The organism is Arthrobacter sp. TB 23 (assembly GCF_000294595.1).
GTDB lineage: Bacteria > Actinomycetota > Actinomycetes > Actinomycetales > Micrococcaceae > Arthrobacter_D.
The window spans coordinates 1-9,081 of sequence record NZ_ALPM01000094.1; the positions used below are offsets into that span (position 1 = coordinate 1).

General features: G+C 62.8%; 9 protein-coding genes. 4 read left to right on the plus strand and 5 right to left on the minus strand.

The window, feature by feature from the left end:
- On the plus strand, positions 1 to 1,242 hold a 1,242-nt coding region (locus B384_RS18920), incomplete at its 5' end, for an HNH endonuclease signature motif containing protein (protein ID WP_019483615.1).
- Positions 1,243 to 1,337: 95 nt separating this feature from the next.
- Here the strand turns inward: B384_RS18920 and B384_RS18925 are convergent.
- The 3 genes from B384_RS18925 to B384_RS0113425 form a co-directional block, all read right to left on the minus strand.
- Positions 1,338 to 2,606, minus strand: coding sequence for an acyltransferase family protein (locus B384_RS18925; protein ID WP_083850944.1), 1,269 nt, complete (start codon positions 2,604 to 2,606; stop codon positions 1,338 to 1,340).
- 259 nt (positions 2,607 to 2,865) lie between these two features.
- The gene (locus B384_RS0113420) at positions 2,866 to 4,674 is read right to left on the minus strand and encodes an ATP-binding cassette domain-containing protein (protein WP_019483617.1); all 1,809 of its coding nucleotides are present in this window, start codon (positions 4,672 to 4,674) and stop codon (positions 2,866 to 2,868) included.
- A gap of 65 nt (positions 4,675 to 4,739) precedes the next feature.
- Positions 4,740 to 5,714 (minus strand): 4-(cytidine 5'-diphospho)-2-C-methyl-D-erythritol kinase, encoded by a 975-nt coding sequence (locus B384_RS0113425; protein WP_019483618.1) that lies wholly within the window; start codon positions 5,712 to 5,714, stop codon positions 4,740 to 4,742.
- 144 nt (positions 5,715 to 5,858) lie between these two features.
- On the opposite strand from B384_RS0113425, the gene B384_RS18930 reads away from it, so the two are divergent.
- The 3 genes from B384_RS18930 to B384_RS0113440 are packed head-to-tail and all read left to right on the plus strand — an operon-like array spanning position 5,859 to position 7,722.
- On the plus strand, positions 5,859 to 6,689 hold the full coding sequence (locus B384_RS18930; protein WP_019483619.1) for a hypothetical protein: 831 nt from the start codon (positions 5,859 to 5,861) through the stop codon (positions 6,687 to 6,689).
- Positions 6,689 to 7,138, plus strand: a complete 450-nt coding sequence (locus B384_RS0113435; RefSeq protein ID WP_019483620.1) for a phage holin family protein — start codon at positions 6,689 to 6,691, stop codon at positions 7,136 to 7,138. Before B384_RS18930 ends, B384_RS0113435 begins: the two co-directional genes overlap by 1 nt.
- The gene (locus B384_RS0113440) at positions 7,135 to 7,722 is read left to right on the plus strand and encodes a DUF3618 domain-containing protein (RefSeq protein WP_019483621.1); all 588 of its coding nucleotides are present in this window, start codon (positions 7,135 to 7,137) and stop codon (positions 7,720 to 7,722) included. The genes B384_RS0113435 and B384_RS0113440 overlap by 4 nt, the downstream gene beginning before the upstream one ends.
- 146 nt (positions 7,723 to 7,868) lie before the next feature.
- Here B384_RS0113440 and rsmA read toward each other — a convergent pair whose 3' ends face one another.
- Positions 7,869 to 8,753 (minus strand): 16S rRNA (adenine(1518)-N(6)/adenine(1519)-N(6))-dimethyltransferase RsmA, encoded by an 885-nt coding sequence (gene rsmA / locus B384_RS0113445; RefSeq protein ID WP_026041189.1) that lies wholly within the window; start codon positions 8,751 to 8,753, stop codon positions 7,869 to 7,871.
- A 94-nt stretch (positions 8,754 to 8,847) separates the two neighbouring features.
- The coding region (locus tag B384_RS0113450) for a transglycosylase family protein (protein WP_019483623.1) at positions 8,848 to 9,081 on the minus strand (234 nt) is incomplete at its 5' end.

The following is a 9,081-nucleotide window of genomic DNA, read 5'->3' on the forward strand; positions in this document are numbered from 1 at the left end:
GCGCAGGAAGCCAAAGCGGCCACCCATCTTTATGACCTGATGGCCGAGGAACACCCCTGGGTCGAAGACCTGGACCGTGTTCATGCCCTGGCCGGCGCGGAGATCAGCGCCGCGCTGCGCATCCCGGAACGGACCGCGGGGTTTCTCCTGGATACCAGTGAACTACTGACCCGTGAGTATCCGGCCACGCTGCGCGCGCTGGAGGACGGAAGGCTCTCCCAACGCCATGCCACGGCCGTCGTGCAGGAAGCGATCAGCATCCCCAATACCGTCCCGGCGGTTACCGCCGCGTTTGAAGCCCACCTCATCGGTCTGGCTTGCCAGACTACGGTGGCGAAGTTCACCCGCCAAGCCCAACGGTTACGCGAAGCCTTACACCCCGAGTCGACTACCTTGCGGCGCCGGAAAGCGCTTCAGGACCGTCGCGTGTATTTGGTGCCGGTCCAGGACGGGATGGCCTGGCTCCAAGCCTTCCTGCCCACCGAACAGGCCGCCGGGATCTTCCACCGCGTCGACACCGCAGCCCGTAACCTGCAGGGCCCCGACGAATCCAGGACCCTCACCCAGCTCAGGGCCGATGTCCTGGTGGATGTCCTCACCAGCGCCGGACCCACCGGACACATGAGTGACGCACCCGACCCCGCTGCTAACCCCGCTGCTGCCGCTGGTGCTGACCGGGGCGGGCCGGGAACAGCTAGTCGGCCGGGGGAGGCCAGTACGTTTTGGGGTGTGCAGGCGAAGGTGTTTGTGACCGTCCCGGTGATGACTCTCCTCGGCGGGGACACACCGGGTGAGTTGGAAGGCTATGGTCCGCTTGATCCCGAGACGGCCCGGAAGCTCGCCGGGCACGCACCATCGTTCACCAGGATCCTTACCCACCCCTTTACCGGGGCCAGGCTGGGCGCTGATGCGACCACGTATCGGGTCCCGCAGGACCTGAAGGATGCGGTCCGGGTTAGGGACGGGACCTGTCGGCATCCGGGATGTAACCGGTTGGCGGTGTTCTGCGAACTCGACCACACCACACCCTGGTCCCAAGGAGGGACGACCAGCTACGGGAATCTGGCGGCCCTGTGTAAACGTCACCACATGTTCAAAACCGAAGGCTACTGGCACTACCAACAACCAGACCCCGGGACCATCATCGCGATCTCACCACTCGGCGAAACCTACCTCACCACCGCCGACCCACCACCAGCACCACCACACCCGGTCCCAGACCCGGACCCTGCACCCTTCTAGTTTTCAGCCGGGGTGTGTCACGGGGTCAGGACAGGGCCTTATCTGGGTGGGATACCGCTGAGACTCGAGTTGGTCGGCTATCCCAGCGGGTCCAATTATCCGAGGGAATGGACAGTCAAAGCAGCGGTGGACACAGCGACAGCTGAGATTGCCAACAGCGACACTGCCGCCAGCTTGTATCCGGGAGTAAGAACCCGCGGACCTCTCCGGCTACGCCCGTGCGGACCCCGGAGCCAGTTGGACCTGCGGATCGGATCCTCCACCAGATGGTAGGTGTAGATCGCCGCAAGGGTGATGGCTACTGCATAGGCTGCCCGTTCAACCGGACCGTCACCCAGCATTGTGGTCCCCAAAACGATGACTGGGACATGCCAGAGGTACAACGAGTAGGAGATGGTCCCGACATAGGTCGACACCGGATTCGTCAAGGGCCACAGTGGGGGTGCCTGGCCACTGGTCCCAGCAACGATCACGGCCGCCGTCGAAAGGACCGGCAGTACAGCCCACGGGCTGGACAGGCCCGAGCTCTCACTGAGCGTTGCCAGAGACACCACTATCCCCGCCAGACCTCCATAGCCGAGCATCATCCGGTTCCACCGGCCCAATCGGGTGAAGGCGCTGGCATAGACCGCGATCAATGCCCCCACACCCAGTTCCCACGCCCGTGCAAAGGAGGAAAAGTAGGAGACGGCGGGCGAATCGACGGCTATCCACAACGCCCAGCCAAAAGATAGGACGGTGAGAGTCACCAGAATCGTCCCTATCCCCAGGATCACATCGGGGGCACTCGATCCCGCGCTGCGGCGGCCCAAAAGAAAGAGACAGCCCAGCAAAAGCAGCGGCCACACCAGGTAGAACTGACCGACAACAGCCAGAGCCCAGTAATGCTCGAGCGGAGACCCCGCACCGACGGGTTGAAATGGGTCGGTTCCTGTGGCAATAGCATGCCAGTTTACTACCAGGAGGCTCGCCCATAAGCTGTCGATAGCCGTGGTAAGAAATCGTTCGGCACTAAAGATAATCCATGCCGCGCCCACGGTCACCACCAGTGTGAGGGCTGCCGCTGGCGCAGCACGCCGGATCCGATTCCGGTAGAAACTAATCAACGAGAAACGCCCTATGCTTTTGTATTCGCTGACCAGCAATCCGGTGATGAGGAAGCCAGAAATCACAAAAAACATGTCGATACCAACAAATCCACCCACCGGCCAGGCGGCAAGATTGCTGAGAATAATTGCGACGACGGCGATCATCTGTAGGCCCAGAATGTCACGTCGCAGGAAGGCGGGAGCTTTCCGTGGACGGGCGCGAAGGGCAAGGAACTGCGACCGTATCCCCCGCCGACGCCGCAATAACCCAGCCATCGCCTAGCTGCCTAGTCGACCGCTATAGAACCGCGAAAAGGGTCACCACTGCGGCTACCGCTGAGAGGACGAGAACCCCCATCAACGCCAGCTTGTCAGAGTGACGCATCCGGTACTTATCGCGACGCCTACCTCGAGGTAATCCAGCCATGTTTGTCATGCACTCAAAATAGGTGCCGCAACGCCCAGGCGAAATGCTGTCGCCTACTTCACTTTGTCCGAGTAGTACTTGAATGGAACATAATCGAAAACAGCCTCCCTACTTGCCGAGCACTTCGGCAGCGGTAAGCCACTGCAGCTCCAGGTCCTGCTGTTCGGCCTGAACTACCTGGAGTTTCTTATTGAGTGTTGCCATCTTGTCGAAGTCGACGTCTCCCGAAGCTCCATCATTCATTTGGTGCTGAATTTTCTCGACCTGCGCCGCCGCCTTGCCGAGCTGGCGTTCGATGCGGGTCAGGTCCTTCTTCGCCTGTCTTGTCTCCTCGGAGCTGTACCTGGGAGCGGACTCCGCGCCATTCTGTCCTTCATCGGAGTTCAGGGGCGAAGCGCCCGACCCGGCTTCAGCCGCGCGTCGCAGTTCCAGATACTGGTCGACACCGCGGGGCAGATCACGGAGCTTCCCATCACCCAGCAGCGCCATTTGGGAGTCAGTGACTCGTTCCAGCAGGTAGCGGTCGTGCGAGACGACCACGAGAGTACCCGGCCAGCCGTCCAGCACATCCTCGATCGCTGCCAGAGTGTCCGTGTCGAGGTCGTTGGTTGGTTCGTCAAGCATCAGCACATTCGGCTCACCGACCAGTAGCCGAAGGAGCTGCAGCCGGCGTCGTTCGCCACCCGAGAGGTCCTTCACCTTTGTCCACTGCTTCTCGTTGGTGAAGCCAAGCTGTTCCACCAGCTGACTGGCAGAAACCTCACGGCCGCCGACGCTGAACACTCGCTTTTCCTGCTCGATCACTTCAGTGACGCGCAGGTGCTCGAGTTCGTCGAGCTCCTTGACCTCCTGGGAGAGCACTGCCGTCTGAACCGTCTTGCCCTTCTTCAGCCGACCGGCGTCAGGAGTAACGTCACCGTTCAGCATCCGCAGGAGGGTGGTCTTGCCCGACCCGTTGACGCCCACCAGGCCCAGCCGCTGCCCGGGAGCCAACCGGAGAGTAATTCCGTCGAAGAGGGTCTTCTCCCCCAACGCCAGCGAAACATTCTCCAAATCCAGTACATCTTTGCCCTGACGTGCCATCGCCATCTTGCTCAACGCGAGCGAATCCCGGGGCTCGGGCACGTCCGCGATCAGCGCGTTCGCCGCCTCAATGCGGAACTTCGGCTTGGCCGTCCGTGCGGGAGCGCCCCGGCGTAGCCAGGCCAGTTCCTTCTTGACCAGCTGCTGCCGTTTTCCTTCGACCACCGAGTCCATCCGGTCACGCTCTGCGCGGGCCAGGACATAGGCTGCGTAACCGCCGTCGAACCCGTCGACGACGCCGTCATGCACCTCCCACGTGCGGGTACAGATTTCGTCCAGGAACCAGCGATCGTGGGTCACTACCAGCAGGCCACCGTCGGTCGGACGCCAGCGCTCGGCAAGGTGGCGGGCAAGCCACGCCACGCCCTCCACATCGAGGTGGTTGGTGGGCTCGTCGAGCATGATGACGTCGTCATCGCCGATCAGGAGCTTCGCCAACGCGACCCGACGCTTCTGCCCACCAGAAAGCGATGAGACCTTCGCATGCCAGTCAACCTCGGCGACGAGACCGCCCATTACGTCGCGGATCTTGGGGTTCGACGCCCACTCATGGTCTGCCTGGTCGCCCACGATGGCCTCACCAACGCTAAGGTCACCGTCCAGGACGTCCGTCTGGTCCAGATACCCGACGTGTACGTCGCGTCGTCGGGTGACACGTCCCTCATCGGGGGTGGCTCGCTGTGCAAGGAGTCGCATCAGGGTGGATTTGCCGTCGCCGTTGCGACCCACCATCCCGATGCGGTCGCCGTCCTCGATGCCGAGGGAAACGCCGTCAAGGACTGTGCGGGTGGCAAACGTAACGCTGACGCTTTCAGCGCCCAGAAGATGTGCCAAGGGAGTGCTGCTTCCTAATCGTGGAGTTAAAAAATGGCTTGAACTGGCCCAGCTTCGGTGGCAGGTCAGGCGATGTAGTCGGTAACAATTCTGGCACCGTAGACCGGCCCATGCACGGCTGTGGCTTTCAGGCCGCTATCCGTAAGCTGTCCGGCCAATGCCGCCGCATGTTCTTCGCTCTCCGCAAGGAAGGCGACGGTAGGCCCCGAGCCGGAGACCAGGCCGGCGAGGGCTCCTGCGCCCGTCCCGGTTTTCAGGATGTCGACAAGCCCCGGGGCAAGCTCAAGCGCAGCGGCCTGCAGGTCGTTGTGCAGCAGATCCGCCAGTGCCCGGGCATCGCCGGACCGCATTGCCCCAAGAATCCGTGGGTCAATCTCGGGCGGCGCCCCCGGTTCGGTGCCTTCGCGCAGACGAATCTCATCGAGAGTCCGGTAGACCTCTGGCGTAGACAGTCCATAGCCAGAGGTCACGAGCACCCAGTAGAGGGGGGTTTTGGAAATCGCCGGGGTTAGCTGCTCGCCCACCCCAACGCCGACCGCTGTGCCGCCGACCAGTGCGAACGGAACATCGGCGCCGAGTTCCGCGGCCATGTTAGCCAGCTCGTCACGGGAAAAGCCACTCTTCCACAGTGCATCGCATGCGATCAGCGTAGCGGCCGCATCGGCAGATCCACCGCCCATCCCGCCTGCCACGGGTACCCGCTTCGTGATGTCCAACAATAACCCGGTTGAGTTCTCGCTGAGATCGGCGAGCAGCGCGGCCGCGCGGGCGGCCAGATTGGTGGCATCCAGCGGAATGCTCTCAACCGGCAGGTTGAGTGACCCCTGCCCGTTGACTGTCACAATTGTGCCCGGTTCTTCACTGACGGTTGCGGTGACCTCTTCGTACAGGGAAACGGCTAGATAGACGCTGGCGACACTGTGGTAGCCATCTTCCCGTAGCGGGCCAACCCGAAACGAGACGTTGATCTTTCCGGGCGCGCGGACTCGGACGCTGGCTGGTACGCCACCAAATAGTCCTGCCGTTTTACCTGCCTCCATAGTCTCCAACCTAGGCTACCGGGCACTGAACCGGGAAACCTGCGGCCGTCGAGGCCGCAAAAACGAAAGTAAAAGCATTGCGGAAAACTAGTAAGCGTGCTTACATTGCGAAGGTAAGCAGGATTACTATCCGGAGGAAATACTATGACTACCCAGAATTGGTCAGAGGACCCATTGACGGCAGCGCCGTCAGGAGAGCGTGTTCAGTCCGCCTCGGTGACCTCGTCCGTAACCACCGAAGAACGCAACGGCTCCACCGGGGTAAAAGACCAGGCGACAGGCCAGGCGAAAGAGGTGGGCCGCGAAGGTTTGGATGCAGCACAGAATGTCGCCCAGACCGCGGGCACCGAAGCGAAGAATGTTGCGGATGAAGCCAGCACACAGGCGAAGAACCTGCTCGGCGAGCTGGGGTCTGATCTCAAGGAACAGGCCGGTGCCAGCCAGCAGAAGGCCGCCGAGGGCTTACGCTCCATCAGTGATGAGCTCGGTTCGATGGCCGACAATGGCGACCAGAGTGGACCCGCCAACAGCCTCGTTCGCCAGGCTGCCCAGCGCTCGGGCGACGTCGCAGGTTGGCTGGAAGGCCGGGACCCAGGCTCCCTCCTGGAGGAAGTGAAGGGATTCGCCAGCCGTCGGCCAGGGACGTTCCTGATGATGGCCGCCGGAGCAGGTCTGCTCGCTGGTCGCCTCACCCGAGGCCTGGCTGGGGCGGGATCCGACGATCAGAACGCCACGCCAGCCAACCCGGCGCCCGAGTACCCGCCGACGGTTCCAGCACAGCGTGATACTTCCAATAATTTCAGCTCGCCCACCGCCGCCACCCCGGTTACTAGTGCTACGGGAGTAGCTGCTAGCGGAACTGGCGCTTCGGGACATGACCTCAGCGATCCCCTGAGCGACCCGTTGGCCGCAGAACCGGTCATTGAGCCCGGTCGGCGCACCCAGGACGGGCCACTGGACAGGGACTTGCGCTGATGAGCGGAACCCACACCGGAGGGCCCCCATCATACGAGCCGCCGCGCACCGAGGCCGAGGACCGGGCCGCCAACGAATCCCTGGGGTCTCTACTCAGTGATGTCAGCCGCGACCTCTCCACGCTGATGCGCCAGGAACTCGAGTTGGCGAAAGCCGAACTCCGTGAAAGCGGAACCAAGGCCGGCAAAGGTGCAGGGATGTTCGGTGGCGCAGCTATCGCCGGACACTTTGTACTGCTGTTCCTGTCGCTCGCGCTGATGTGGGCGCTGGACGGCCTCGTTGGCCTTGGCTGGTCTGCAGTGATCGTCGCAGTCATCTGGGGCATCATTGCCGCCGTGCTTGCGTTGACCGGCAAAAAAGAACTGAAAAGCGTGCGCGGCATGCCCGCGACAGCCGAAACCGTCAAAGACATTCCCCCCACTCTGAAACCAGGTGAACCTACCCCATGAGCCAGACACCAGAACAGATTCGTGAAGATATTGAACGCACCCGTCGCGACCTTGGCACCGACGTCGACGCCGTCGCCGACAAGGTAAGCCCGTCCAGCATCGCTCAACGCCAGGGCGACAAAGTGCGGAGCGCTGTTGGAGGAATCAAGACCTCCGTAATGGGCTCGGCCGACCAGGCCTCCAGCGGAACGAAGTCGGCAGTCCACAACGCCGGCGATGCCGTCCAGGATGCACCACATCAGCTGGGCAACAAGACCAGGGGTAACCCCTTGGCCGCGGGCTTGATCGCGTTCGGCGCTGGAATGCTCATTTCATCGCTGATCCCGGCGAGCGAGAAGGAGAAGGAAGCTGCAACGGCGCTGAAGGAGAAGGCTGAGCCTCTCACCAGCAGCGTCACCGACGCGGCGAAGACAGTTGTCGAGGATCTGAAGGAGCCAGCGCAGGAGGCGATGGATTCGGTCAAGGAGACAGCCGCCAGTTCAGTGAACACTGTCAAGGAAGAAGGTACGTCGGCAGCCGCCGACGTCAAAGGCTCGGCCCAGGACGCGAAAGACAACGTTCAAAACGAAGCCAGCCGCTCCTAGCGGGCGCTAGCCGTCCCAAACCCCGGGATCGAGTCAACGCAAATAGCCGAAATCCGTTGGAAAACCGGTCATATCTGTTGACTCGACCCCGGGGTTAGCGCCACGCACGAGCACGATCCCCGGGGTAGCACCACGTACGGACTCGATTACGGAGCGGTCGACTGCACGGGTTTCGCCTCGGCGATACGGGCAAACGCGGCGATGTCGAGCATTTCACCCCGAAGACTCGGGTCTACGCCAGCAGCGGCAAGGGCCTCTCCAGCGAGGACCGGGCTGCCCGCCCACCCGGCGAGGGCGGCGCGCAATGTTTTGCGCCGCTGGGCAAACGCCGCGTCGATGACGGCGAAAACCTCACGGCGGCTGGCCGACGTCGCCGGCGGCTCGTGTCTGACAAACCCGACGAGCCCGGAGGCGATCTTCGGCGCCGGCCAAAACACATTCATCCCGATTACGCCCGACTTGCGCATGGTCGCGTACCAGGCAGCCTTGACCGAGGGTACCCCGTAGGTTTTTGAACCGGGGCCCGCTGCCATCCGATCGGCTACCTCGTCCTGCACCATGACCAGTCCGTGGCGCAGCGACGGGAAGTTCTCCAAAAGGTTCAGGACCACCGGCACTGCGACGTTATATGGCAGATTCGCCACCAGCGCGGTGGGCGGGTGTGGCAGTTCGGTAACCCGCATCGCGTCAGCGAGCACCACGTCCAGGTTGGCTGCAGTCTCCGGCCGCCACCTGGCGACCGTGTCCGGTAGGCGCCCGGCCAGCACCGGGTCGATTTCCACCGCCACCACCCGGGCCGCAGCGTCGAGAAGGCCCAACGTCAGAGATCCGAGGCCAGGACCCACCTCGAGGACCGTCTCTCCCGGGTCAATATGAGCTGCCGCGACGATCCGCCGAATAGTGTTGCCGTCGATGACGAAATTCTGGCCGAGGGTCTTGGTGGGCCGCAAATCCAGGTCAGCGGCCAACCGGCGGACATCACCGGCGCCGAATAGGGGTTGGACCGGCTGGGGGTTAGGGGGCTGAGTCACCTAAGCCATGGTAGTCGGGCGCCACGCAAAAGCGGGCCCCGCCTGGGGAACCCGATTTTGGTGTTTGGTTGCCCGTAGGCCGCTACCCGAGGTGCTATCCAAGCCCGAGCTTCGCCGAACAGGAAGGCCAGTGGCCCCAACCGCCGTTTTGCTTGAGCACTTCAGCAGTGGCAATCTGCTCCGCTGGCGACGCGAGATGCGGCAGCGGGGCATACTTGCCACCACCCGCACCCAGCCAGCTCGGGGCACTGAACTGCAGTCCACCGTAGTAGCCGTTTCCGGTATTGATGGACCAGTTCCCCCCGGACTCACACTGGGCCAGCGCCTG

Bases quoted from the DNA above. Each gene is read 5' to 3' on its own strand.
- B384_RS0113435 (WP_019483620.1), top strand. From the start codon at position 6,689: ATGAGCGGAACCCACACCGGAGGGCCCCCATCATACGAGCCGCCGCGC.
- B384_RS0113440 (WP_019483621.1), top strand. From the start codon at position 7,135: ATGAGCCAGACACCAGAACAGATTCGTGAAGATATTGAACGCACCCGT.
- B384_RS0113425 (WP_019483618.1), bottom strand. From the start codon at position 5,714: ATGGAGGCAGGTAAAACGGCAGGACTATTTGGTGGCGTACCAGCCAGC.
- B384_RS18925 (WP_083850944.1), bottom strand. From the start codon at position 2,606: ATGGCTGGGTTATTGCGGCGTCGGCGGGGGATACGGTCGCAGTTCCTT.
- B384_RS18930 (WP_019483619.1), top strand. From the start codon at position 5,859: ATGACTACCCAGAATTGGTCAGAGGACCCATTGACGGCAGCGCCGTCA.